At 37.5% G+C, this 23,424-nt stretch carries 27 protein-coding genes and 1 riboswitch; of the genes, 19 read left to right on the forward strand and 8 right to left on the reverse strand.

Features of this window, described 5'->3' with window-relative positions; genetic code table 11:
- Positions 1-166: 166 nt before the first annotated feature.
- A complete protein-coding gene (locus F7732_RS14015; RefSeq protein ID WP_151574662.1) occupies positions 167-1,309 on the reverse strand; it encodes a SpoIIE family protein phosphatase in 1,143 nt (380 codons plus the stop codon).
- A 267-nt stretch (positions 1,310-1,576) separates the two neighbouring features.
- On the opposite strand from F7732_RS14015, the gene F7732_RS14020 reads away from it, so the two are divergent.
- The 9 genes from F7732_RS14020 to F7732_RS14055 all read left to right on the forward strand — a co-directional run bounded on the left by F7732_RS14020 (position 1,577) and on the right by F7732_RS14055 (position 10,866).
- Positions 1,577-2,938: an aspartate kinase gene (locus F7732_RS14020; protein WP_151574663.1), complete on the forward strand. Its 1,362-nt coding sequence runs from the start codon at positions 1,577-1,579 to the stop codon at positions 2,936-2,938.
- Between the two features lie 138 nt (positions 2,939-3,076).
- Entirely contained in the window at positions 3,077-4,669 is a 1,593-nt protein-coding gene (locus F7732_RS14025; RefSeq protein WP_151574664.1) for an ATP-binding protein, read from the forward strand.
- Positions 4,666-5,337, forward strand: coding sequence for a response regulator (locus F7732_RS14030; RefSeq protein ID WP_151574665.1), 672 nt, complete (start codon positions 4,666-4,668; stop codon positions 5,335-5,337). The genes F7732_RS14025 and F7732_RS14030 overlap by 4 nt, the downstream gene beginning before the upstream one ends.
- Positions 5,338-5,978: 641 nt before the next feature.
- Positions 5,979-6,983 (forward strand): tripartite tricarboxylate transporter substrate binding protein, encoded by a 1,005-nt coding sequence (locus F7732_RS14035; protein WP_151574666.1) that lies wholly within the window; start codon positions 5,979-5,981, stop codon positions 6,981-6,983.
- A gap of 21 nt (positions 6,984-7,004) precedes the next feature.
- Positions 7,005-7,463, forward strand: a complete 459-nt coding sequence (locus F7732_RS14040) for a tripartite tricarboxylate transporter TctB family protein (protein ID WP_151574667.1) — start codon at positions 7,005-7,007, stop codon at positions 7,461-7,463.
- 12 nt (positions 7,464-7,475) lie between these two features.
- Complete coding sequence (locus F7732_RS14045; RefSeq protein ID WP_151574668.1) at positions 7,476-8,987, forward strand: tripartite tricarboxylate transporter permease; 1,512 nt, start codon at positions 7,476-7,478, stop codon at positions 8,985-8,987.
- A gap of 98 nt (positions 8,988-9,085) precedes the next feature.
- Positions 9,086-9,223 (forward strand): hypothetical protein, encoded by a 138-nt coding sequence (locus F7732_RS22680; RefSeq protein ID WP_161598885.1) that lies wholly within the window; start codon positions 9,086-9,088, stop codon positions 9,221-9,223.
- Positions 9,220-9,807, forward strand: a complete 588-nt coding sequence (locus F7732_RS14050) for a glycosyltransferase (protein ID WP_151574669.1) — start codon at positions 9,220-9,222, stop codon at positions 9,805-9,807. The genes F7732_RS22680 and F7732_RS14050 overlap by 4 nt, the downstream gene beginning before the upstream one ends.
- Positions 9,808-10,089: 282 nt before the next feature.
- On the forward strand, positions 10,090-10,866 hold the full coding sequence (locus F7732_RS14055) for a TerC family protein (RefSeq protein WP_151574670.1): 777 nt from the start codon (positions 10,090-10,092) through the stop codon (positions 10,864-10,866).
- Positions 10,867-10,934: 68 nt separating this feature from the next.
- Here the strand turns inward: F7732_RS14055 and F7732_RS14060 are convergent, their stop codons facing one another.
- Positions 10,935-11,420 carry a QueT transporter family protein gene (locus F7732_RS14060; protein ID WP_151574671.1) on the reverse strand — a complete coding sequence of 162 codons (486 nt, stop codon included), beginning with the start codon at positions 11,418-11,420 and terminating at the stop codon, positions 10,935-10,937.
- A gap of 9 nt (positions 11,421-11,429) precedes the next feature.
- A riboswitch (PreQ1 riboswitch) is annotated at positions 11,430-11,474 on the reverse strand.
- A gap of 296 nt (positions 11,475-11,770) precedes the next feature.
- Positions 11,771-12,097 (reverse strand): hypothetical protein, encoded by a 327-nt coding sequence (locus F7732_RS14065; RefSeq protein ID WP_151574672.1) that lies wholly within the window; start codon positions 12,095-12,097, stop codon positions 11,771-11,773.
- 278 nt (positions 12,098-12,375) lie between these two features.
- On the opposite strand from F7732_RS14065, the gene F7732_RS14070 reads away from it, so the two are divergent.
- Positions 12,376-12,606, forward strand: a complete 231-nt coding sequence (locus F7732_RS14070; protein ID WP_151574673.1) for a hypothetical protein — start codon at positions 12,376-12,378, stop codon at positions 12,604-12,606.
- Positions 12,607-12,699: 93 nt separating this feature from the next.
- On the opposite strand, the gene F7732_RS14075 is transcribed toward F7732_RS14070, so the two are convergent.
- On the reverse strand, positions 12,700-14,007 hold the full coding sequence (locus F7732_RS14075) for a hemolysin family protein (RefSeq protein WP_151574674.1): 1,308 nt from the start codon (positions 14,005-14,007) through the stop codon (positions 12,700-12,702).
- A 58-nt stretch (positions 14,008-14,065) separates the two neighbouring features.
- Positions 14,066-14,476, reverse strand: coding sequence for a MerR family transcriptional regulator (locus F7732_RS14080; RefSeq protein ID WP_338024115.1), 411 nt, complete (start codon positions 14,474-14,476; stop codon positions 14,066-14,068).
- 407 nt (positions 14,477-14,883) lie between these two features.
- Between F7732_RS14080 and F7732_RS14085 the strand changes: the two genes are divergently transcribed.
- From F7732_RS14085 to F7732_RS14095, 3 genes are read left to right on the forward strand one after another with little or no spacing between them, the layout of a single operon-like run.
- Positions 14,884-15,615: a GTP pyrophosphokinase gene (locus F7732_RS14085; RefSeq protein ID WP_066449950.1), complete on the forward strand. Its 732-nt coding sequence runs from the start codon at positions 14,884-14,886 to the stop codon at positions 15,613-15,615.
- A gap of 12 nt (positions 15,616-15,627) precedes the next feature.
- On the forward strand, positions 15,628-16,062 hold the full coding sequence (locus F7732_RS14090) for a DUF5392 family protein (RefSeq protein ID WP_066449947.1): 435 nt from the start codon (positions 15,628-15,630) through the stop codon (positions 16,060-16,062).
- A gap of 18 nt (positions 16,063-16,080) precedes the next feature.
- Complete coding sequence (locus F7732_RS14095; protein WP_306806932.1) at positions 16,081-16,698, forward strand: TetR/AcrR family transcriptional regulator; 618 nt, start codon at positions 16,081-16,083, stop codon at positions 16,696-16,698.
- A gap of 63 nt (positions 16,699-16,761) precedes the next feature.
- Here the strand turns inward: F7732_RS14095 and fosB are convergent, their stop codons facing one another.
- Positions 16,762-17,181 carry a metallothiol transferase FosB gene (fosB, locus tag F7732_RS14100; RefSeq protein WP_066449941.1) on the reverse strand — a complete coding sequence of 140 codons (420 nt, stop codon included), beginning with the start codon at positions 17,179-17,181 and terminating at the stop codon, positions 16,762-16,764.
- Positions 17,182-17,324: 143 nt separating this feature from the next.
- Positions 17,325-18,053: a DUF1287 domain-containing protein gene (locus F7732_RS14105; protein WP_240056629.1), complete on the reverse strand. Its 729-nt coding sequence runs from the start codon at positions 18,051-18,053 to the stop codon at positions 17,325-17,327.
- Between the two features lie 138 nt (positions 18,054-18,191).
- Here F7732_RS14105 and F7732_RS14110 point away from each other — a divergent pair, with 138 nt between their 5' ends.
- From F7732_RS14110 to F7732_RS14130, 5 genes are all read left to right on the forward strand, one after another.
- Positions 18,192-18,377 (forward strand): hypothetical protein, encoded by a 186-nt coding sequence (locus tag F7732_RS14110; RefSeq protein ID WP_151574676.1) that lies wholly within the window; start codon positions 18,192-18,194, stop codon positions 18,375-18,377.
- 33 nt (positions 18,378-18,410) lie between these two features.
- Complete coding sequence (locus tag F7732_RS14115) at positions 18,411-18,857, forward strand: flavodoxin (RefSeq protein ID WP_066449936.1); 447 nt, start codon at positions 18,411-18,413, stop codon at positions 18,855-18,857.
- A gap of 150 nt (positions 18,858-19,007) precedes the next feature.
- Positions 19,008-19,313, forward strand: coding sequence for an antibiotic biosynthesis monooxygenase family protein (locus tag F7732_RS14120; RefSeq protein WP_066449933.1), 306 nt, complete (start codon positions 19,008-19,010; stop codon positions 19,311-19,313).
- 99 nt (positions 19,314-19,412) lie between these two features.
- A complete protein-coding gene (locus F7732_RS14125; protein ID WP_240056630.1) occupies positions 19,413-20,066 on the forward strand; it encodes a cobalamin B12-binding domain-containing protein in 654 nt (217 codons plus the stop codon).
- Positions 20,053-20,829 carry an STAS domain-containing protein gene (locus F7732_RS14130; RefSeq protein WP_066449928.1) on the forward strand — a complete coding sequence of 259 codons (777 nt, stop codon included), beginning with the start codon at positions 20,053-20,055 and terminating at the stop codon, positions 20,827-20,829. Before F7732_RS14125 ends, F7732_RS14130 begins: the two co-directional genes overlap by 14 nt.
- A gap of 61 nt (positions 20,830-20,890) precedes the next feature.
- Here the strand turns inward: F7732_RS14130 and F7732_RS14135 are convergent, their stop codons facing one another.
- Complete coding sequence (locus F7732_RS14135) at positions 20,891-22,084, reverse strand: pyridoxal phosphate-dependent aminotransferase (RefSeq protein WP_275670930.1); 1,194 nt, start codon at positions 22,082-22,084, stop codon at positions 20,891-20,893.
- Positions 22,085-22,394: 310 nt separating this feature from the next.
- Here F7732_RS14135 and F7732_RS14140 point away from each other — a divergent pair, with 310 nt between their 5' ends.
- On the forward strand, positions 22,395-23,321 hold the full coding sequence (locus F7732_RS14140; RefSeq protein ID WP_151574678.1) for an aldo/keto reductase: 927 nt from the start codon (positions 22,395-22,397) through the stop codon (positions 23,319-23,321).
- Positions 23,322-23,424: the final 103 nt, after the last annotated feature.

Genomic DNA, 23,424 nt, shown 5'->3' on the forward strand with positions numbered 1-23,424 from the left:
ATTAGAATTTGGCTCATACGGATTTTTATTTTTATGTTGACGGATTTATGTATGCAATAATTTTAATCTCTAGTAGGCTGTTTGAACTTGGATACAATAAGTGATGCATAGAAGAACGTATACTCATAATAATTATGATTAATTGCATTGTGCTAAAATACGTACCTTAGTTAACTTGAATCAAAACGGCACACATATCATCATCTGCTAATAATTGCTGTTCTTTTGAAAGGATCATGTTAATCGGTTCAATTTTTGCTGCCGAGTTCCAGCGGAATGATGATGTTTCCTTTAAGTATTCACAAGGTTCGACTCCCTCATCTTCTAATGTCTCAACAATTCCATCGGTTACAAGCAGCAATTGCAGTGATTCTGTATAAGTAAAGGTAGATTTCTTAATTTGAATATCTTCAAAAAAGCCTATTGCATATGTATTGTTGGGAAGGTCTGTTACTTCCTTTTCATCGACAAGAGCAATGCCGGGTGGGTGACCCGCATTTACATATTCGACCGTTTTTTCCTCAGTATCAAGGACAAGATAAATAGCTGTAAAGTAATAGGGTATTTGCCCGTTATGTTTATTGAGTCCATTCATCCATTTATTTAATTCTTGCATAACATAATCCGGATCAGGATCTGTTCTCATTAGATCACGCAGTACAGAAGAAATAAACATACAAACAAGTGAGGCAGATATTCCATGCCCCATCATATCAAGCTGGATGATGGCATAACGATTCTCTTCAATTTTTCTCCAGTAATAAAGATCACCTGCTAGCTTGTTTGCCGGCAAATAAGAAGCTTTAATAAGAAGGTGGTCGAGATCCAGCGGTTCACTGAGCACGCTCATCTGTACTTGTGTGGCTAAATCTAATTCTGTTTTAATTTTTTCTTCTTGTTCCTTATGCCAATCCTTTTCTTCTTTTAAGCGAAGAGCAACGCGTATTCTGGCAAGAAGTTCAACTTTATTAATTGGCTTCATCACATAATCCATCCCGCCCGCGTCTAACGCTTCAGCCACTTTATTGGAATCCTCGAGAGCGGTTACAAAGATGACTGGTATATCCTTTAATGTTTCGGATCCCTGAATCAGCCTGCATGCTTCAATCCCATCCATTTCAGGCATCATAATATCCATTAAAATAACATCAGCCACGCTTTCACCAATTACATGTGAACTTTCTTGGAAATAATGAAACATTGCATCTGCTGAAGTAAATGTTAAAAGATCAAGATACCCTGCACGTTTTAAGATATTTTGGATGACATATAAATTTGCCTCATTGTCATCAACCACTAGTATTCTCATCGTTAACTTCCCTTCGGTTGTATAAACATATTAAATATCCTTTCTCTATACCCAATTCATTTTGTTTTAAACATCATAATTATATTTTTTATTATTAAAATTTTCTAGAAAAGTGTTTCATAATCCTTTTTATAAAAATATTAGAGTAACATTGTTTGTTCTTCTCGTGTAAACAATTGTGCGTGTGAGAGAGAAAAAGTTCTTGATTATTTTATTAGGTGCTGTAAAATTAAGATTAAATTTTTGAAGGATTGGGAGAGGTGTTTTATGAAGGTCGTCAAGTTCGGTGGGTCCTCTTTAGCTGCAGGTGAGCAAATAAAAAAGGTATTTCAGATTGTTTGTGAGGATCCAACCAGGAAAATCGTTGTTGTCTCTGCACCTGGAAAACGCAGCAATGAGGATCGGAAGGTAACAGATCTATTAATACAATGTGCAGAAAAACATTTTGGAGGAGAAAATTGTGCAGAGATCATAGAGGCAATTTTCTGCCGCTATGAAACGATTTGTATTGAACTTGAACTGCCCATGTCGATTGTAGAAAGTATAAAAGAAGATTTTGCCGAACGGTTAATGGGTGGCTATAAAGATAAATTCAGCTTCTACGACCGCATGAAAGCATGTGGAGAAGATTATATGGCGCAGCTAGTTGCCTGCTTTTTTCAAGCGCAAGGGCTGCAGGCAGCATATATTAATCCGAAAGAAGCTGGGCTTATTGTATCGAGAGAACCTGGAAATGCCCAGGTGTTGCCTGTATCCTATGAAAAACTATCAAATTTAAAAGAAAAGAGCGGGATTACTGTGTTTCCAGGTTTTTTTGGCTATAGCGAAGAGGGGGAAATCATGACCTTCTCCAGGAGCGGTTCAGATGTCACAGGTGCTATCCTTGCAAAAGCAGTACAGGCAGACGTTTATGAAAACTTTACAGACGTCAATGCAGTCTATTCTGTAAATCCTGCAATTGTGTTGAATCCAAAGGAGGTTCGAGAACTTACTTATCGGGAAATGAGAGAACTTTCATATGGAGGCTTCACAGTATTACATGATGAGGCGTTAATACCAGCTTTCTCAGAAAGAATTCCTGTTCATATTCGAAATACAAATAATTCTTCTGCTCCAGGTACAAAAATTGTCAGCAGAAGGGAAGAGGAAATCGGTCCAGTTGTGGGTATTGCCAGTGATCATGGCTTTTGCAGCATATATGTGAGCAAATATTTAATGAATCGCGAAATTGGATTTGGTCGCAAGTTGCTTACTATATTAGAAGAATTTGGATTAAGCTATGAGCATTCGCCATCAGGCATCGATGATATCTCCATCATTTTACGTGAGGACCAATTAACACCTTCAGCAGAATCTAAAATTATTGAACGCATAAAGATGGAATTAAAAGCAGACGAGGTAGTCATACAGCACCACTTATCTTTAATCATGGTGGTTGGTGAAGGAATGAGACATAATGTTGGGACCATGTCACGCGCATCTAAGGCTCTTGCCGAAGCAAGGGTAAACATCGAAATGATTAATCAAGGTTCTTCAGAAGTAAGTATGATGTTTGGAGTTAAAGAAATAGATGAAAAAAGAGCAGTTGAGGCTCTTTATAGGGAGTTTTTCGCTCCTGTTCCTGTATAGCATGAATGTTTCATAACGCTCCTCGTACTTGAGGGGCGTTTTGCTTTGGGTAAGCTTCTCCAAAAATGAAGACAAGTAAATGACACTATCCATAAATTTGTATATAGTTATAGAAAAGGAATAAACAGGGAGCTGCAAATGAAAAAGAGAAAAGGAGTATCATTGCAAACAAAGATTATCGTTCTTATTGTGGCAATCATTATGACGATTATATTGGTGCTTACAGGATTATTCGCGAAGATTGAATATGAGCAGACTAAGACCAATATGGGGACGCTGGCACTTCAGGTTGCCAATACGGTTTCTTTAATGCCGTCATTAAGGGATGCTTTTAAAGAGGATGATCCTTCAGCAGTGATTCAGCCGCTCATTGAAAAAGTAAGGAAAGATGTCGGCGCTGAATTTATTGTAATTGGGAATTCAGACAGTATCAGATATGCACATCCAGATGAAAATAAAATCGGCAAAAAAATGATAGGCGAAGATAATGATCGCGCAATCCTTCATGGAGAATCCTATATATCCGAAGCAACGGGCTCTTTAGGACCATCTCTACGAGGAAAATCACCCATTTTTGATATAAATGGCGACATTATGGGTGTAGTTTCTGTGGGGTTTTTAGTCGATGACTTAAAAGAAGCCGCTTTCAATAATATAAGAACTGTGCTGGTTGTAAGTGCAGGAGCTATATTATTCGGGATCAGCTGTGGAGTTTTGTTAGCCAAAAATATACGTAAAGATATCATGGGGTTAGAGCCGTATGAAATCGCCTCACTATATCACGAAAGAAATGCGATACTTTCCTCTGTCAAAGAAGGAATTATCGCCATTGATGGAAACGGGCTGATCACAATGCTGAATCCAGCCGCCCAAAATATACTTAATATTGAAAAAGATGGTTTAAATAAAAAAATCGAAAGCGTTATTCCAGATACAGATATTTATAGAGTCCTTGAAACTGGTGAGGCAGAAAAAAATCTCGATGTAATGTTAGGTGAGAGAAGAGTGATTGTGAATCGCACCCCTATCATCAAAAACGGTCAAGTAGCAGGTGTTGTTGCAAGCTTTAGAGATAAAACGGAAATTGATGAAATGGTTAATACCTTATCGGAGGTAAAGCAGTACTCCGAGGAATTGAGAGCTCAAACTCATGAATTTACAAACAAGCTCTATGTTTTATCGGGTCTCATGCAGCTGGGCAAATATGATGAGGCAGTAAAGATGATCCAGAACGAATCAGGGAATCATGAACATATGCAAAAAATTGTGTTTGAACAATTGGCAGATAGTAATCTGCAGGCAATCCTGCTCGGCAAAATGGCTAAAGCTTCTGAGAAAAAGATCAATTTTACGATTGATGCCGACTCAAGAACAGAATCATTGCCTGCTCATATTACAATCTCTCATTTGATTACGATGATCGGGAATATCATTGACAATGCATTTGAAGCGACAGAAGGGAAGTGTGAGCGGAATGTGAGCTTTTTTACAACTGATATCGGTAAAGATATTGTATTTGAGGTAAGTGACAATGGCGATGGCATTTCAGATAGCGACTTGGAGAAAATCTTTGTGAAAGGTTTTTCAACGAAAGCAGAGCAAGGCAGAGGCTATGGACTAAGTCTTGTTTCGCAAACTATACACCAATTATCTGGACATCTTGAAGTGTATCAAAAGGATGATGGAGGTTCTGTTTTTACAGTATTTCTTCCAAAGGAGGTCAAAGAATGATTAAGGTTGTTATTGCTGAGGATGATTATCGGGTTGCCCGTATTCATGAAGAATTTATAGAAAAAATTGCTGGAGCAGAAGTAACAGGGAAAGCACTAAATGCAAAAGCAACACTAGAACTGCTGGAAGAAAGAAGTGTAGATCTGCTAATCATGGATATTTATATGCCAGACCGCCTTGGAAGCACTCTTCTGCCTGAGATCCGTAAAAAGTATCCGCATGTTGACGTTATTATGATCTCTGCTTCAAATGAAAAAGAACAGGTTGAACAATCATTGCGCAACGGTGTGATAGATTACATTATTAAACCTGTAAGCTTTGAACGTTTTAATACGGCAATAAAGGAATATCAGAAAAAAAAGAGCTTACTAAATCAAAAGAATGAGCTGGACCAAGACCTGATTGATCACTTTTTTAGAAGAACTGGACAAACAACAATGGATCATAAGTTTCCTAAAGGAATTGACCCTTTAACATTGTCTAAAGTAAAAGAGATCCTTCAAGAAAAAAAGGCCGGCATGAATGCTGTAGAAATAGGCAGTCAAATGGGGGCATCAAGAACAACAGCCAGACGGTACCTTGAATATCTTGTATCAACTGGAGAAGCAAGCGCAGAACTTGAATACGGAATTGTCGGAAGACCGGAACGGAAATATTATATGGATTAGAGAAAAGGGGCTGCTTATTTTTGGCGGTCCCTATTTTCATGATTTAGAATGCAAAAAGACATGTTTAGGAGATCAAGTCTCGTTTGATAGGAAAAACGATTAGTTTGATAGGAACAGGCTTGAAATTGATAGGAAAAACGTTTCGTTTGATAGGAACCCGCCTGAGTTTGATAGGAAAAGAGCTTCGTTTGATAGGAAAAGAGCTTCGTTTGATAGGAACCCGTCTGAATAGATAGGAAAAGCGATTAATTTGATGCGAACCGGCCTGAATATGATAGGAAAAGCGATAAGTGTAATAGAACCCCGCCTAAATTTAATAAGAAAAGTCTCAGCTTCTTCATAAATCATCTCAGTTTTTATAAGAGACTTATACTTCAATCAGAAGTTCCCTATATTGCTGAGGAATCGGACTGAACAAGCTGAAGATCTTCCCCCAAATACTGATCTAAATGCTAACAAATAAAACTCACTCTTAACAGGTGTTTAAAAAATATCCGCATACTTAAATTCCGTGAACAAAATGAACAAAATATATATAACGTTTTTAATGTCGTTTACTTGTTTAATAGTTACAGATTATTCTGATTTTTTCTATACTAACAAAAAGAAAACGTTTACAACAGGAGGTAGAGGAGAGGCATATGAAAAAGCGATTTTGTTTATATATGATGGCATGTGCCGCTGTTTTTTTGTCAGCGTGTTCAGGCAAAGAAGTAACTGGTGTCTATGATGATAACGGATGGCGTCCTAATAATCCGATTGAAGTCGTGGCCACTGCTGGTGCAGGCGGTGGATGGGATACGACTGCGAGAATGGCGGCACAAACATTTGAGAAGGAAGGCATTATTGAAGAACGGTTGCCAGTAATTAATAAGCCAGGTGGAGGAGGAGCAGTGGGATGGGCTTATATGACAAGAAAAGAAGGAAATCCTCACAATATTTTTGTCACTTCGCCGCCGATTCTGTTAGTTCCGTTAAACGGTCAGTCCAAATATGGATATGAGGATTTTACTCCACTTGCAAACATGATTGCTGATTATGCTGCCTTCGCTGTGCGTGCTGATGCAAAATGGGATACTTTAAATGATCTTTTTGATGATATGAAGAAGGACCCAAGCAGTGTTTCAGTTGTAGGAGTATCCTCTCCTGGAAGCATGGATCATATTCAATTTATTAAGATTGCCAGAGCTGCAGGAGTAGATGTGACGAAAATAAAGTATGTTTCTGACCAGGATGGAGGAGCATTAACTCAGCTATTAAATGGAAGTGTTGATGTTTATTCGGCAGGCACATCAGAAACTGTTGAACAGGTGAGATCAGGCAAGATTAAAGTGCTTGGAATTACAGCACCTGAAAGGCTAGAAGGTGAGACACTGGAAGACTTCCCAACTGCCGTAGAGCAAGGAATCGATGAAACATTCGTTAATTGGCGAGGGTTCTTTGGACCTGCTGGGATGGACGAACAGCAGATTCAGTATTACCAAGAGAAGTTTAAGCAGCTAAATGATTCACCTGAATGGAAAAAAATCCGCGAAAAATATGGCTGGAATGAATTATATATGGCTGGCGATGAATATGAACAATTCTTAGATGAACAAAATGAAGAAATGTATGCCATATTAGAGGAATTAAAGCTACTTAGATAAGTAGAGGAAGGAGTGCAGAATATGCTTAAAATGATTCATCGTAAAACCGCATTAGTGCTGATTGTCTTTTCATTTTTATACCTTTTGATGAGTTATCAGCTGCCTGAATATCCTTATGCCATCATTGATGCAGACTTTGTTCCGAAAATATTAGGATTTCTGCTCCTGTTCTTATCTGTACTGCTGTTTTTATCAAAGAAAAAGGAAACAGAGGAAGAAAGAAAGAAGCGGAATATACCTAAAGCAGATATTGTAACATTACTTGTTGTATGCGTGTTTATAATTGTTTATATTTTTTTATTTGAAATGATCGGCTTTTTTATAATGACAGCATTGTTTATATTTATTTGCTCATGGTATTTAGGCTACAAAAGACATGTTGTAAATGGAATTGTATCGCTGTCTTTTTCATTATTCATTTACTTGTTATTTAATTATATGCTGCAGATTAACTTGCCGGCAGGAATCTTGCCGTTTTAAGGGGGGATATATATGGGCTCAATAGAAGGATTGTTGTCAGGTTTTCAGGTCGCACTTAGTTTACAGGGGATATTGTTTGTTTTTATTGGTGTATTTGTTGGTACCTTCATTGGTATGATGCCAGGACTTGGACCGATATCGGCTATTGCAATTATGATTCCAATTACGTACAGCATGGATCCGGCGATAGCATTAATGATGATGGCCGGGGTCTACTATGGAGCAATTTTTGGCGGCTCATCTTCATCCATACTTTTGAATGCGCCAGGAGTTGCGGGAACAGTTGCAACTGCATTTGACGGATATCCGATGGCTCAGCAAGGAAAAGCTGGTAAAGCACTCGCTATTGCCGCCATTGCCTCATTTATAGGCGGAACAGTAAGTGTTGTGTTATTAATGTTATTTTCACCATTGCTGTCCTCGATTGCTGTTTCTTTTGGACCAGTAGAATATTTTGCCCTAATGCTTCTCGGCTTGACCGCCATTGCCAGTTTGTCGGATGGATCAACCTTAAAAGCATTTATTTCTGCCACATTAGGAATTATAGTCGTTACCATTGGAATTGACGGGCAAACGGGAACTGCTCGTTTCACATTTGAGAATGCCTACCTGCTTGAAGGGATTGACTTTTTAATCATTGCTTTAGGTTTATTTGCTCTAGCAGAAGTTTGCACACTTATCTTCAACCGGAATGAATCTGCGGATAAAGAAAAAAATGAAAAGATCGGCAGTTTGAAACTGACAAAAGAAGATGTGAAGGAAATTAAAGGGCCGATTACGAGACAGTCATTTTTAGGGTTTATCATTGGTGTTCTGCCGGGAGCGGGAGCCACTATCGCCTCTTTCATTGCGTATATAACAGAGAAAAAAATTGCAAAAAATCCTGAAGAATTTGGAAAAGGATCAGTTAAAGGACTGGCAGCTCCAGAGGCGGCAAATAATGCTGCAACGAGCGGTGCCTTTGTTCCGCTGCTAAGTTTAGGAATCCCTGGCTCAGGAACAACTGCCGTTATGCTCGGTGCCTTTCTAGTGTTGGGCATTCAGCCTGGCCCGCTCCTTGTTCAAGATAATCCAGAAGTATTCTGGGGAATTATCGCAAGTATGTATATAGGGAATGTATTTTTGCTTATCTTAAACCTGCCGCTCATTCCTTATATATCAAAAGTGTTAACGATTCCAAGACCAATGCTCATTTCACTTGTGATCACGTTTAGTATGGTTGGTGTGTATGCGTTGAGCTTTAGTACATTTGACCTTTATCTGCTGTTGATTTTTGGTATAGTTGGATTCTTAATGAGAATCTATTCATTTCCAGCAGCACCATTTATTTTAGCGTTTATCCTAGGAGGCATGATGGAGCAGGCCCTGAGACAAACGCTGACCATTTCAGATGGCAGTTTATCAATCTTTATTGAACGTCCAATTGGGTTAACTTTGATGATTGTCGCAGTACTTGTTATGACTGTGCCTTTATTTAAAAAGAAATCGTGGAATCCAGCTAAGAAAAAAACGGATGCTGCTTAATTAATATCTGCCGATTGCCATTGTGGGCAATCGGTTTTTTGATTTTCCAGTTTGCAAATAATGTTGATTAATGTGAGGTCTTACAGGAGTGAAGCGGCGTGGAGATTCAGTACACTCCAATACAGCTTGGAAATCTTTCTAATAATATTAATAGTGAAAGACTATTAAAAAAGAGAATAAATATAGAAAATAAATCCAATATAAAGGAGAGGATGATAAAGGAGAGATTAAATTGAAAAAAGCTGTCAGATACGTTGTTTTATTTATGGTTATGACGTTGTGTCTTTCAACGGTGCATGCTGCTGCTTCAAGAAAAGGCAGCAGCACTCAAGAGGATTATAGAAAGCTATGGACAGAACATTCCGTATGGTCCCAAAGCTATATTGTAAGCGAAATGGAGAACTTGGATGATCGTGATGCTGTCCTAAATAGATTGCTGAAAAACCAGGAGGATATTGGTGTATCACTATCACCTTACCTGGGTAAAAAAGGAACGGCAGAAGTAACCGCTCTCTTAAAGGATCATATTTTACTGGCTGGAAAAATGACAAAGGCAGCAAAGAATGGTGAGAAGGAGACGATTGCTCAAGAACGGAAAAAGTGGTATGAAAATGCGAACGAATTGGCTGCAGTTCTAAGTGAAGCCAACCCCAGCTGGCAGGAAAAGACCCTTAAAAATATGCTGCACATTCATTTAGAACATATGGAAAATTATATTTCAGCTAGAATCATTCGAGATTGGGAAGCAGAAATTACAGCTGCTGATGAAAGTCTGATTCATATGCAAAAACTCGCTGACTATTTGGCTGAGAAAAATTAGGTTGACAAAAAGTACGATCCTTAATATGATAAGAATATAATTAAATATGTTCGGATATCCCTAAAGGGGAGTAGCTTTAACAGCAAAGTCGTCATTTCGGAGCTTTTCGCTCTCGGCTTTGTTGGCAGTGTGAACACTGTTAGCAAGACCTTTACCTATTCACGGTAGAGGTCTTTATTATTTTTGTTGACCTTTACCAAAATGGTAAAGGTTTTTTTATTGCCATTTTACATATAGGACGGCCGAGCATATGGAATAATACGATTAAAGGAGGAAAAAGAAATGGAATTATCATTATTATTAGAGTATGGATGGGTGTTATTAGTTCTGATTGCACTAGAAGGACTGTTGGCAGCTGATAATGCGCTCGTTCTTGCGATCATGGTAAAGCATTTACCAGAAGAAGAGAGAAGGAGAGCCTTGTTTTACGGGTTGGCGGGAGCATTTGTTTTCCGATTTGGTTCCTTATTTGCAATTTCATTCCTGGTAGATGTGTGGCAGGTTCAGGCAATCGGTGCGATCTATTTATTATTCATCGCGCTTAATCACATATACCGAAAGCTTGTAGTGAAAAAAGCAGAGGATTCGGGGACAGAGCGTCCCAAGAAAAAATCTGGTTTTTGGATGACTGTATTTAAAGTAGAGCTGGCAGATATCGCATTTGCAGTTGACTCCATCTTAGCAGCAGTTGCATTAGCAGTAGCACTCCCAGATTCAGGACTGCCGAATATCGGCGGACTTGATGGAGGAAAGTTTTTAGTTATATTTGCTGGAGGACTAATTGGACTTGTTATAATGCGTTTTGCAGCCAACTTCTTTGTCGGACTTCTTGAAAGAAGACCAGGGCTTGAAATTGCTGCCTTTATGATTGTCGGCTGGGTGGGGGTTAAGCTGCTTGTTTATACAATGTCACATCCAGCATTGGCATTCCTTCCAGAAGCATTTGCAAAGTCCACTGAATGGAAATCAATCTTCTACATCGTCTTAATTCTTATCGCAGCAGGCGGATGGTTCCTTTCAAAAGATAAAGCTGTGCAAAGTGGTGAAGTGAAACATTAATCGTATTTGACCATAAAAAGAAGCTTGCCTCCCAACATATGGGCACAAGCTTCTTTTTTAGTGTTTGATTATAATGCTTTAGCCAAATTAATACGCTTATTTAAAGCATACATAACTGGAATTCCTGCCAATAAAACAATAAATTCCCCGGCAGCTGTTGTGTAGTACGTTTCTAAAAATGGCAATCCAAACGCCAGTTTCAGTTCTAATGCAATCAGCCACATCATCAGCGTAAAGACAATCGTGTTAATTGCTAATCGTGCCCAAATATTTTTAACATATTTACAAATAAATATTGTAATCAGCAAAGATAATAAGGAATGACCGGTACCAAAAATAAGGTCATAGCCTTTCATTGGAGAAAACAATAAATTGGTTAAAAATACGCCTAATACGATGCCGTAAAGGTATTTTTTATTAAAGACAATCAGGTGGTTAAACAACTCCGATACACGGAACTGAACAGCTGTAAAGCCGAATGGCTGAATAAGCATGGTAACAGCAATATAAAGGGCAGCAATAATGCCGTTAAGGACAAGGTTTTTACTATTCATTTTATTTCTCTCTCCTTAGTTTTTTATCGTGGGAGGTTCTCGAACCACGTCAGACATACTTACAAATGATAGTCTATGGATATAGGCAAGTCAATAAGAAAAGAATTCAATTGCAGGAGAGATCAGGTAATGTAACCATGAAAAAGGGAAATGAACCAAATTAAAAACCGCAGGCATATGCCTGCGGTGTATCAATTAGTGGCGTTTCATATAGTCAAATAACACATGGACCACTTCATAGCCTTGGTAAGCAAAGATGCTTCCTGCTGTAAGTGAAAATAATCCAATCATTAGAAAACGAAATAACATCATAATTCCTCCTCGAATTTTTATTAAATGCTTTATTAAAATCAAGGAGTAACAGAAATTGAATTTGCCTGATAAAAATATGGTGTCATAAATATCTTTATTCTCGTATTCTTTGAGAAATGCAGACATATAGCTGCTGCCGCAGTTGTCATGAGTACAATAATCGCTGCAGAATCAAATAAAAGCGACGGTACTTTTTTCACTTCATCCTTTTCTCCAGCATGGTCATGTATACCAATGGATCCAACTGTTAGGACATCGTCAGCTCCAGTGAAGGACTGTGCCATATTGTTTGGAAAGCCAATGAGAAGATAAGACAAAAAGATGAACAGTAAACCAATGGATATGATTTTTTTATGTTGATTCATCTTTAATCCTCCCTCTCTAAAAAGTGTTCTTATCATAACAATATTTTTTATGTTAGTAAATAAAAAGATTTCACCAAAATGACCTAATATTTGCAGAGTGAAAGACTAATCAAATGTTTGATTAATAGGTATGTTCGTATTATACAGCATGTAATATAGATCTGCATGAAAAGAATAGCTGTTTTTTTATTTTGAAGAAATTCTACTTAATAACGCACTTCTTACATTATTTTTGTTATCATATGGTAAAGAAGGATAAAAAATGAGGTGGAGAAATGATGACGACAGGTACCATTGCTGTCATAATGGTGTTTTCAATTCCGATTATTGCGATTTTGGCAGACCACTTCCAAAAACAAACAAAGCTAAAGCATAAAGTTGTAAAAGACCAATTGGAACTGGAAAAGCTAAAACATGAAAACTTCATGCTGGAAACGGAAAAAATGAGGCAAGAGCTGGAAATACAATTAAAGTTGGATGAAATAAAAACCAAAAAAGAAATTCTATAATAGGGCTCTGAAAAAGTTTGGCATGATACCAAGCTTTTTTTTTATTCAAAGAAAAAAGCTGCCAAATACCATGGCAGCTTTTTTTAAAAAACATTATGAAGTTATCTCTTTGTTTATTGTCACTTCAATATAACGAATCTGATGACCTTCTATTTCAGTAACCGTAAAGACAAAGCCTTCATATTCTACTTTGCTGCCTACTTCAGCGTCAAAGTTTTGAGTAAGAAACCAGCCTCCTAATGTATCGACATCTTCATCATCCAGTTCAATTTCGAGAAGATTATTGACATCATCAATAAGAAGCTTTGCATCTAGAATATAATGATTTTCTTTTATTTTGCGAATTTCAGGCAATTCGTCTTCATCAAATTCATCACGGATTTCCCCAACAATTTCTTCGATGATATCTTCTACAGTAACCAGTCCGGAAGTTCCGCCATATTCGTCCATTAAAATAGCAATATGTGTGCGTTCTTTCTGCATTTTGATTAAAAGATCGTTGATTGGGACGGTTTCAATCACACGAATCACGGGGTTGATGAATCGTTCTAGTGTTAAATCATTTGCATCTTCACGTTGCAGGTTAGCAGTTAAAAATTCTTTAACATTAATAAATCCAAGGATGTTATCTTTATCTCCATCCACAACGGGGTACCGTGTATATCGTTCTGTTTTAATGGTGTTCATGACATCCGTAAAGGAGTCATCAGCGGAGAATGCAACCATTTCTGTCCGCGGTACCATGATTTCTTTTGCAATTCTTTCATCAAACTCAAAAATGTTGTTCATATATTTTAGTTCATTTTTATTAATTTCACCGCTTTTATAACTTTCAGATAAAAGGATGCGTAATTCTTCCTCAGAGTGAGCTAATTCATGCTCGGATGCAGGCTTTAAACCGAAAAGTCCAACAAGAAGTCGAGCTGATCCATTTAAGAACCAGATAAATGGGAATAAAATGCGATAGAACCAAATAATTGGTCGCGCAAAAGCAAGTGTAACTGCTTCCGCCTTCTGAATAGCGATGGTTTTAGGTGCTAACTCACCAACCACTACATGCAAAAATGTAGCAATAGCAAAAGCAATTCCAATTGTTAGAATATGAGACATTGAGTCATTTACCTGAAAGTATTCAAACAGGGGATGAAGAAGGACTTCAAATGTTGATTCCCCAACAAATCCAATTCCTAAAGCTGTGACCGTGATCCCAAGCTGACAGGCGGATAAGTATTCATCTAAATGTGTGATGACTTTTTTGGCTGCAAGTGAGCCAGCTCGACCTTCCGCAATGAGTTGATCTACTTTTGAGGAGCGTATTTTTACAATTGCAAATTCAGTTGCCACAAAAAAAGCGGTTAAGGCGATTAATATAGCAAATAAAGTTAAATTAAGGGTTGTCAATGGCAGTCTTACTGTACGATGTAAGACTTACACCTCCTGTGAAAAAATTTAGTCTACATTAATTAAGTAATAATAACAAAGCTTGAATAAGTGACATGCTCTCACTTGAAACTTGCTTCTTTACATATTCATGATTATTTTCATGCTTTTTATCAAGCTGAGCCAGTACATCTGATACTTCTTCTTGTAATCCTTTAATTTTTAGCCGCAGCTCAAGAACATCAATTTCTTCTGCTTCTTCTAAATCCTTTTTATGCAGCAGCTGTTTGATTTCTGAAAGCGGCATGCCATTTTTCTTATGATTTTCAATAAATTCAAGACGTGAAACAGCGGATATATCGTAATAGCGATAATTTGATGGTGAACGCTCGGCATGCAGAAGGCCCAAGTTTGTATAATGATCAATTGTTCTTTTTGTTACTTGAGCTCTCTCAGCAAGCTCACCAATTTTTAAATTCTCGTTCCCAATGCAATCCCTCCGAACTGTAACGTTATAGTTATAAGAAGCATTATAAATTTCTTGCTGGATTTACGCAACTAAAAGTTATTATAGAGAACGATATAGCCAGAAATAATACAATTTTTTTTACTGCAATAAATTCCACTACAATTCGATTGTGCTGTTTTTACTATTCAAATAATTTGTTGTTTTTTCTTCACTATTGTTATGACATTTATGACACCGTGTCACAAATTTATTGACAGATGACACCGTGTCATATAAGATATTAATATGATCATGACAACATGTCACATTGAGGTGTAATGATGAAAAATAGTAAAGTAGCAGCACTCGTTAAAAAACTGCAATTACAGGGAATTAACGCTGTATTATGTAAACGTCCAGTACTAGTAAAGAATTAAGAGGAGACTTCCATGAAAACGATTTTTGACTTGGATAAAATGAAAACACTTAAGACAGATCTTGTACGGTTTATGATGACATACAAATTTGCTTTAGATGAAATGAATACAAAAATTGATATTTTAAAGCAGGAATTTCAATATATACATGACTATAATCCAATTGAACACGTAAAATCGCGTTTGAAATCACCTGAGAGTATCCTGCAGAAGATGCAGAGAAAAGGCTATGACCTTTCTTTACCAGCAATAAAAGAGAATATACATGACATTGCAGGTATTCGGATTACCTGTTCATTCATTTCTGATATTTATGAAATAAGCAATATGCTCCAAAAGCAAAAGGATATTAAAGTGATTGAATGCAAGGATTATATTAAAAATCCTAAGGGAAATGGCTATCAGAGCCTGCATTTAATTCTGCAGATCCCTGTATTTATGTCCGACCGGGAGGATCTCGTTAACGTTGAAATTCAAATTCGTACAATTGCGATGGATTTCTGGGCGAGCCTCGAACATAAAATTTATTACAAATACAATAAGGAAGTACCCAGCAATATAAATGAGGAGCTTAAAGAAGCTGCTGAATCAGCTGCTGAGCTTGATAGGAAAATGGAGAAAATTCATAAAGAAATGAAACAAATAAAAGAGCTGAATAAAGAGGAAAACCTAGAGGGATTGATATTCAACAATCGCCACTTCCGTTTTCCATATGATCTGTTAACAGGAAATCAACAGAACTAAGGAGGAAGATTTATGTTTCAAAGAACAGCAGAGATGCCTGCATTTATAAAAAAGGAGCTAGAGAAATTAGAAGAAAAAATACAGCCAGTTATGAAAAAGGCATCAAAATATGTACTCTTTTCATATCCGCTTATTTTTATCTCCATTATGAATCTGTTTCTAGTGCTGTTTGGCATGACAACTACTGAGAATGCGGCTTTAACCATTATGATATACGCTGTAATCGGGGCGGTTGGGATGGCTCTTTCAAAAGAAGGGAAATTACTAAGAAAAGATATCCTGAAAAGAACAGCAGAATATATTATTGATCGTATCAACAAGAGTGAGGATGCAAGTGAGAGTTTAAAAAATAAATATATCATGCTTGTTAAGGGACAGCCTTTTTTACTGATACAGCATTTTATCGAGTTCTTAAAAGAGGAAAAACGCGACAGATTATATAGCTAGTCTGATAGAGAATCAGGAGTGAGACCATTGCCGAAAATCACATTCTTTAATTTACCTGAAGATAAAAAAACAATATTAATTAAAGCGGCAAGAGAAGAGTTTTCAAGGGTGCCCCTATCACAGGCATCTATAACAAATATTATAAAGGCTGCTGGAATTCCAAGGGGGAGCTTTTACCAGTATTTCGAGGATAAAGAAGATGCCTTTTTCTTCTTGCTGAATGAGCATGTAAAAGAAAACAAACAGCGTTTTGCTTCTATCTTAATAAAAAACAATGGTGACCTGTTTTCGACTATGCTGGAATTTTATGAGTCGATTATAAGTGAGGAAGAGGAAAACCTGCATTTCTTAAAGAATATTTTTCTGAATATGACTCACCAAATAGAAAGTACCTATGCAAGAAGTTTTCATGATAATCAGGATCGAAATAGCGACTATAATATGTTTGCTGGCCTTGTGGATCAAAAGAAATTAAATATTACGAATGAACAAGAACTGGCATGTATGGGGCAGATCATTATAGCAGTAACAATTAGGAGTTTCATTGAAAAATTTGCGCGAGAGCTTCCGAATGAAGAAGCTCTTGAGCATTATAAAATGGAAATGGAGCTTCTGAAAAGAGGACTTGCCAAATAAAGTGAAATACGAATTACAGACTTCCTCGCCGGAATTGGCGAGGTTTTTTTATCCTCTAAATTCTTAATAAAATTTCATATGTTCTTTTTTAGCTTTATAGTAGTTCATTCGATCCTCAAGTGTCCCTGTATGAAACTCAAACTTATGACCATCTGGATCAGTAAAATAGATTGATTTTCTGTCTAATTCATCTCTGGAACGACCAGGCAGAATATGAACGTGAAGTTCCTGCAATTTTTTAAAAGCAGCATCAAAATCATCTTCATTAATTGAGAAAGCAATATGAGTGTACGACAAGTTTATCTCATTTCTAGGAATATCCTTTTCTTCGTTGAGCGCCAGCCAAAGTCCGTTTAAATCAAAATACGCGGTTGAACGTCCATTTACAAGGAGCTTAGCATTGAATACAGATTTGTAAAACAAAATTGATGTTTCTAAGTTGGATACAGAAAATAGTAAATGGTTAATGCCTTGTATATTCAAGATATATTTCTCCAATCAAAGTTTTTTTTTCCGGAACATGGTTTGCTAAAAAGGAAGATTCACCAGTAATAATTCAATTCTGTTTCCAATTTATAGGATCTAATTGTGTGCCATCCAAATTAAAATAATCCCCTTTAAATCCATCACTCATTGCCTCCTTTTTTTCCATATTTCCATCGGTAATGTCCGGTAATAGGTGTTTTAAATGAGGACAATTTTATTTCAGCAGCAAAGGGCCGAATATTATGAATGAGATAAGGGGTTCCATCCTTTGCCCGCTTATCTGAGATAATCCCGACATGCTGGAACTGATCTGTCAGAAAGACGACGATATCTCCAGGCTGCCATTGCTTTAAGTTTTCGATATCTCCCGGTATTAGATCCGTTGTGAGATTTTCAGCAAATCTTTTGAAGAAAACATCTTGATTGGGAACACGCCTAAAATCAATATTCGGATCCGGATTTCCTTCTACCCGAGGATAAAGTTTTGTATGGAGAGCAACATCCTCATCCAATAAATCCTTTAAATGAATATCTGCTCTTAGCATTGCACGCCAAATCACATCAGTACAGACTCCCTCATCATCAGGCGGATATCCGCCTTCATAATAACGGCTTCGATAAAAGGTACGCTGTTGAACCTCCTGTCTGGCTGCATAGACAAAGTCAAGAGGATCTGGAATTCCATTGTCATTATGATCTTTTTCATCGTATAAAAGGGGAACTTCGAATTCTTTTGTAAAAGGTCTTTCGATGTAAATGCCGATATGATCTAAAAGAAGACCGCCCCGAAAAAAGTAGGCGAAAAGAGTAGCAGCAGCAAAAGAAATAACAAAGATTTTAAAAGTTGCTAGTAATTTCTTTTTATGCAATCATAGCACCTCCAATTTATAAGACGGAATTATTTTCCTTTTGGTTTCAAAAGAATGAAAATTAAGTATTGATTTTGATAATCATTATCAATTAAAATAAAGTAAATGATAACCATTCTCAAATGGAGGTGCTTAAAAATGACATTAAAAGAGCAAGAAATTATGTACATATTAAATTGTTTTGACTGCGGCTACTTTGAAAATGGAAAAGTGTATTATGATGCCTGTCCATGCTGCGGGGAAGCAAGTTTATTTGAAGATCATGCATCAAGTTATTTAAACGAGCTGCCTCTCAGATATAGCGGGGGAAAAGATCATAAATGAACCAGCACCATATTCAATCAATCGAGGTGTAAAATGAGCAATATTCTCTTAATATTTGCAAGTATGTCAGGCAATACAGAAGAAATGGCTGATTTGATTGGGGCTGCCATTAAGGAAACGGGCACTTCTATAACGATAAAGGAAGTGTCAGACTGTCACGCGCAGGAGCTATTAAATTATGATGCAATTATTCTTGGTTCATATACATGGGGAGATGGAGATCTTCCGTATGAGTTTGAAGACTTTTATGATGATATGGAGGGACTGCAGTTAACCGGAAAAAAGGCAGCTGTTTTTGGCTCGGGAGATACCTTTTATCCTGCATACTGTAACGCTGTAGATTTATTAATCGAAAGGCTAACGAGTTGTGGAGCTGATGTCGTTACAGAAGGCTTAAAGGTTGAGTACGCTCCTGAAGGGGAGGATATTGGGCGGTGCCGCAGTTTTGGCGAGGAATTTACAGTAAGAGTAAAAGAATAATAATAAGGTAGAGATCATCCTATGTGGAAGAAACTGCATGGGTGTGATCTCTTTTTTCTTTGTATTTACCAAAGGAAATGGGAAAGATTTGTCGAAAGGAGTAAGATGGGAATTCAAAATCAATGACCTTCTAAAAGGAGATATACATCGATGTACACTGTTTTTTCAACATTTGACGTGCCAGAACATAAGGCTGATGAAGTCATTTCAATCTATAGAAATCGATCTAAAATGGTTGATACCGCACCAGGATTTATTGACTTTATGCTGCTCCAAAACGATAAACGCAAGGGAGAGCTGACGGTACAGCTCATTTTTGATTCAAAGGAAAATTATTTAAATTGGGTAAGAGGCGAAGATTTTAAAAAAATACATGACCTGGAGAAAAAATATCCTGATCAAGAGCTTGCTGCTATTGTTCCGAAAGTAACGCAATATAAAATCGTTGCACGGTAAGAATGGCCGACTTCCGGATCAAAAGAATAAGCAGTTCATCTCATACAGAAATGATTGTATGTTACACTATTCTTAAACAGCAGCAAAGGGTGTGATCAAGTGAGTAAAGAAGTTGAATTTGCTTCCATCCTTCTTTTGGGAGACACCGATAAAGCAATAGAATACATTCAAAAAGAGAAGAAGCAAGATCACCTCTCTATTTATAATGACGTTATGACACCCGCGATGCGATATATTGGATTGCTATGGGAACAAAATAAAATTACGGTCGCTGAAGAGCATCTTGCAACAGCCACATGTGACTTTGTTCTTTCAAAACTTATGTATAAAAATAAACGTGAAGAAAACAACACAAAAAGAGCTATGTTCTTTTGCATAGAAGGTGAACAGCATTATCTCGGGCTAAAAATGGTGGACAGTCTTTTCCAGGAACATGGGTGGGAAACAAAGTATTATGGACCCAACCTCCCCCTAGATGTTGCTCTGCAGGATAGTTTGAAATGGCAGGCAAAAGTGATCTGCCTATCCGTTTCACTAGCAACAAACCTGCCAAAACTTAAAGAATATACGAAAGCATTTGAAGGGCTTCCACAGAAACCTGCTATTTTAGTAGGCGGCAGACTCACATCCATGTATGATCTTAATCATTTTACCTCATCTCAGTCGATTGTTTTGAAAGATTTAAATTCAGTAACAGACTGGCTAATGGATTGGAGCACAAGGACGGAGGATTCAACATATGCAAGCAATTGATGTAAATCTGCCGCTTCCTTTTGTGAAAATTAAACAAGACGGTACCATCCTTTCTTTTTCCAAAACAGCCTATGAGGAATTCAATTTATTAAGGGGAAATCTCTATTCACTTGTAGATGGGGAAAGTATGGCTAAGCTCCAAAGAGCGATTCATGCAGAAGGATCAGCAACAGGTGTAGAAATACATGTTAAATCCTCAAGATCAGATTTATCTTTATACGAGGTGTTTATATCTATAGATGAGAATGAACATGCGAATCTGCTATTTCGATCCAAAGATAATGACACCAGCATATTAATGGAAAGGCTGCTCAGTCTGCAAACGAGATTAAATGATACTGACTTTGAATTACTTGAAAAAAAGGAACAATTGGAGCGTGCCTTAAGAAGACTAGATGTCCTGTCCGGACCATTTATTCCACTGAGCGAAAAAATAGGCTATATTCCGATCTTTGGGGATATCGCTGAAGAGAAGTTGCGGGTGATCTCGGAAACTTGTCTGCAAAATATATCTGAAGGTGATTTTGAAACGATTTTAGTAGACTTAACAGCAACTGGATCTATAGAAGAAGCTGGGGTTCGGAGGCTGATCGATTTCTTAAAAACAATTGAGATTATGTCAGGGGAAAAGGCTAGATTAATTGGTGTAAAACCTAAGGCTGCTGAGGCATTGAGCAGGAATGGGATACAAAATTATGTACTGACAGCTTCATCTTTAAAAAGGGTACTCTGGCAATATTTTTATGAGCATTCGTTAACATGAGATTTTAGTAAAGCAGGCGGGATATTGTTTATACAGTTCCCGTCTGCTTTTGTTTATTTAGTCATTCTTTTAAGGACAGCTTATCTTTGGTGGAGAAAAGGCCAAGTTTGCCTATGCGATCTACTGCTTCCTGAATCCTTTTCTCATCTACAAGCAGTCCGACACGGATATAGCCTTCTCCATATGTTCCGAAGCCATTTCCAGGGGCTACAGCAACATCAGCATGTTCAAGCAGATAATCGGAAAATTCCTCACTTGTATATTCATCTGGAACGGGGAGCCATGCGAAAAATGAACCTGATGGTGCTGAAACGTCCCAGCCAATTTTTCGACATGAGGAAATAAGTGTGTTGCGGCGGCTTTCATAGCGTGCAACAAGATCTTTTACACATTGCTGATCGCCAGTAAGGGCTGCAGCTGCAGCTTTTTGAACTGCAGGAAAAAGGCTGACGTACAGGTGATCTTGAATTAAATTTAAGGCTTCAACAATGACGGGATTTCCGACAGCAAACCCAACGCGCCAGCCAGCCATATTATATGTTTTAGACAAGGTATACATCTCTATCCCAACATCTTTTGCACCTTCAATTTCAAGAAAACTTACTGGCTTCTGATGATCAAAACCGATCGCTCCATAGGCAAAGTCATGTAAAATGACGATATTATGCTTCTTAGCCATTTGGACTGTTTGTTCAAAAAAAGTATGGTCAGCAACTGCACCAGTAGGGTTATTAGGGTAATTCAGATAAAGAAGCTTTGCATGATCCTTTACTTCATCTGAAAGATCATTGTAATTTGGAAGAAATTGATTTTCCTCCAGCAATGGGAAGGTTTTATATTCAACATCTGCCAATACCGCTCCAGATAGGTAATCCGGATATCCTGGATCAGGCAATAGCATTAAATCTCCCTCGTTCATCAAACACATAGGCAGCTCAACTAGACCTGTTTTAGTTCCAAAAAGGATCGCAACTTCTGTTGAAGGATCAACTGTTACACCATATTCCTTCATATAGAAATCCGCAGCTGCTTCTTTCAGTTCATCTATTCCACGAAATGGAGAATACTTGTGTGTAATAGGGTCTGCAGCCGCTTCCTGAAGCGCACTGACAATATGTGGAGGAGTTGGCTGGTCTGGGTTTCCTTGTCCCAGGTTAATAATATCTCGGCCTTCATTTACTGCCTTTGCCACTTTTTTTACTAGCGATGCAAAAAATTGCGGCGGCAAATTTTTTAATCGATTAGAATGCTCCATGCTGATCCACCCTTAAATGCAAATTTCAAAACAGAGGAATTATGTACTATTAAAGTGAAAATTAGTCATCAGGCAGTTAACTTGGATACGGTTAAGCCTATGCTTTTCATACTTGGTCAATCGTGTTCTTGCTTGCAAATTTACTTAGAACAAATTTTATATTCAATTTTCAAAAAAGTCTAGTAAATAGAAATAAAAAATGAAGCTCGTTATAATAGGATATATAATTGATAAATGAAATTTTGGCTGCAATCCATACTTATGGCATAATCAAGATGAGTTATATATGACAGTAGAAGGTGGAGCTAAGATGAAATATACAAACATAGCACATACTGATTTACATGTATCGAATATGATCATGGGAAATATGAGATTAAAGCAGCTTTCAGCGGCAGAAGCGGAAGCATTAATTAAAACGGCGCAAGAGGAAGGCATTAATTTCTTTGATCATGCTGATATTTATGGTAAAGGGGAATGTGAGGAGCTCTTTGCAAAGGCAGTTCAAATGAACCCGGCAGTTCGTGAAAAAATGGTCATACAGAGCAAGTGCGGCATTCGTCCAGACTTAGGTATTTATGATTTTTCAAAAGAATATATAATAGAAGCAGCAAACGGGATATTAAAAAGATTAAACACTGATTATCTTGATCTGCTGCTGTTGCATCGTCCAGATCCACTCATGGAGCCTGAAGAAGTGGCAGAGGCATTTAACGAGCTTCAAAGCAGTGGAAAAGTGCGCTATTTCGGAATTTCCAATCACAACCCTCAACAAATTGAGCTGCTGCAAAAACATATTCAGCAAAAGCTCGTTGTAAATCAGATGCAGTTCAGCATTGTTCACACACCGATGATTGACTCTGGTGTTGCGGTTAATATGAAAATTGATCAAGCAGTGAACCGTGACAGCAGCGTGCTGGAGTATAGCCGTATAAATGAAATGACTTTGCAGGCATGGTCTCCATTTCAATCTGGATTTTTCGATGGCCCATTCATTGGCGACTTGGAGAAATATCCTGAATTAAATGAAGTCCTTGACCGGATTGCAGATAAATATAATGTAACAAACACTGCAGTCGCCGTTGCCTGGATCACAAGACATCCAGCCAATATTCAAGTTGTTCTAGGAACGACGAATACCGGGAGAATGAGGGACGCATGTAAAGGATCCGACCTAAAGCTGACGAAGCAGGAATGGTACGAGCTTTATAAAGCCGCAGGAAATAAGCTGCCTTAAAAAATATACTACTAAACCGCTGGGAACTTTGATTTAAACGTCTCCAGCGTTTTTTTTGTAATCATACAACTTATTTTAATTGAATTTCTTTCATAATGTTTTT

The sequence above is a fragment of the Bacillus mesophilum genome (assembly GCF_008923265.1).
Classification (GTDB): domain Bacteria; phylum Bacillota; class Bacilli; order Bacillales; family Cytobacillaceae; genus Cytobacillus; species Cytobacillus mesophilum.

Bases quoted from the DNA above. Each gene is read 5' to 3' on its own strand.
- F7732_RS14015 (WP_151574662.1), bottom strand. From the start codon at position 1,309: ATGAGAATACTAGTGGTTGATGACAATGAGGCAAATTTATATGTCATC.
- F7732_RS14020 (WP_151574663.1), top strand. From the start codon at position 1,577: ATGAAGGTCGTCAAGTTCGGTGGGTCCTCTTTAGCTGCAGGTGAGCAA.
- F7732_RS14025 (WP_151574664.1), top strand. From the start codon at position 3,077: ATGAAAAAGAGAAAAGGAGTATCATTGCAAACAAAGATTATCGTTCTT.
- F7732_RS14030 (WP_151574665.1), top strand. From the start codon at position 4,666: ATGATTAAGGTTGTTATTGCTGAGGATGATTATCGGGTTGCCCGTATT.
- F7732_RS14035 (WP_151574666.1), top strand. From the start codon at position 5,979: ATGAAAAAGCGATTTTGTTTATATATGATGGCATGTGCCGCTGTTTTT.
- F7732_RS14040 (WP_151574667.1), top strand. From the start codon at position 7,005: ATGCTTAAAATGATTCATCGTAAAACCGCATTAGTGCTGATTGTCTTT.
- F7732_RS14045 (WP_151574668.1), top strand. From the start codon at position 7,476: ATGGGCTCAATAGAAGGATTGTTGTCAGGTTTTCAGGTCGCACTTAGT.
- F7732_RS14055 (WP_151574670.1), top strand. From the start codon at position 10,090: ATGGAATTATCATTATTATTAGAGTATGGATGGGTGTTATTAGTTCTG.
- F7732_RS14060 (WP_151574671.1), bottom strand. From the start codon at position 11,420: ATGAATAGTAAAAACCTTGTCCTTAACGGCATTATTGCTGCCCTTTAT.
- F7732_RS14065 (WP_151574672.1), bottom strand. From the start codon at position 12,097: ATGAATCAACATAAAAAAATCATATCCATTGGTTTACTGTTCATCTTT.
- F7732_RS14070 (WP_151574673.1), top strand. From the start codon at position 12,376: ATGACGACAGGTACCATTGCTGTCATAATGGTGTTTTCAATTCCGATT.
- F7732_RS14085 (WP_066449950.1), top strand. From the start codon at position 14,884: ATGAAAACGATTTTTGACTTGGATAAAATGAAAACACTTAAGACAGAT.
- F7732_RS14090 (WP_066449947.1), top strand. From the start codon at position 15,628: ATGTTTCAAAGAACAGCAGAGATGCCTGCATTTATAAAAAAGGAGCTA.
- F7732_RS14110 (WP_151574676.1), top strand. From the start codon at position 18,192: ATGACATTAAAAGAGCAAGAAATTATGTACATATTAAATTGTTTTGAC.
- F7732_RS14115 (WP_066449936.1), top strand. From the start codon at position 18,411: ATGAGCAATATTCTCTTAATATTTGCAAGTATGTCAGGCAATACAGAA.
- F7732_RS14120 (WP_066449933.1), top strand. From the start codon at position 19,008: ATGTACACTGTTTTTTCAACATTTGACGTGCCAGAACATAAGGCTGAT.
- F7732_RS14130 (WP_066449928.1), top strand. From the start codon at position 20,053: ATGCAAGCAATTGATGTAAATCTGCCGCTTCCTTTTGTGAAAATTAAA.
- F7732_RS14135 (WP_275670930.1), bottom strand. From the start codon at position 22,084: ATGGAGCATTCTAATCGATTAAAAAATTTGCCGCCGCAATTTTTTGCA.
- F7732_RS14140 (WP_151574678.1), top strand. From the start codon at position 22,395: ATGAAATATACAAACATAGCACATACTGATTTACATGTATCGAATATG.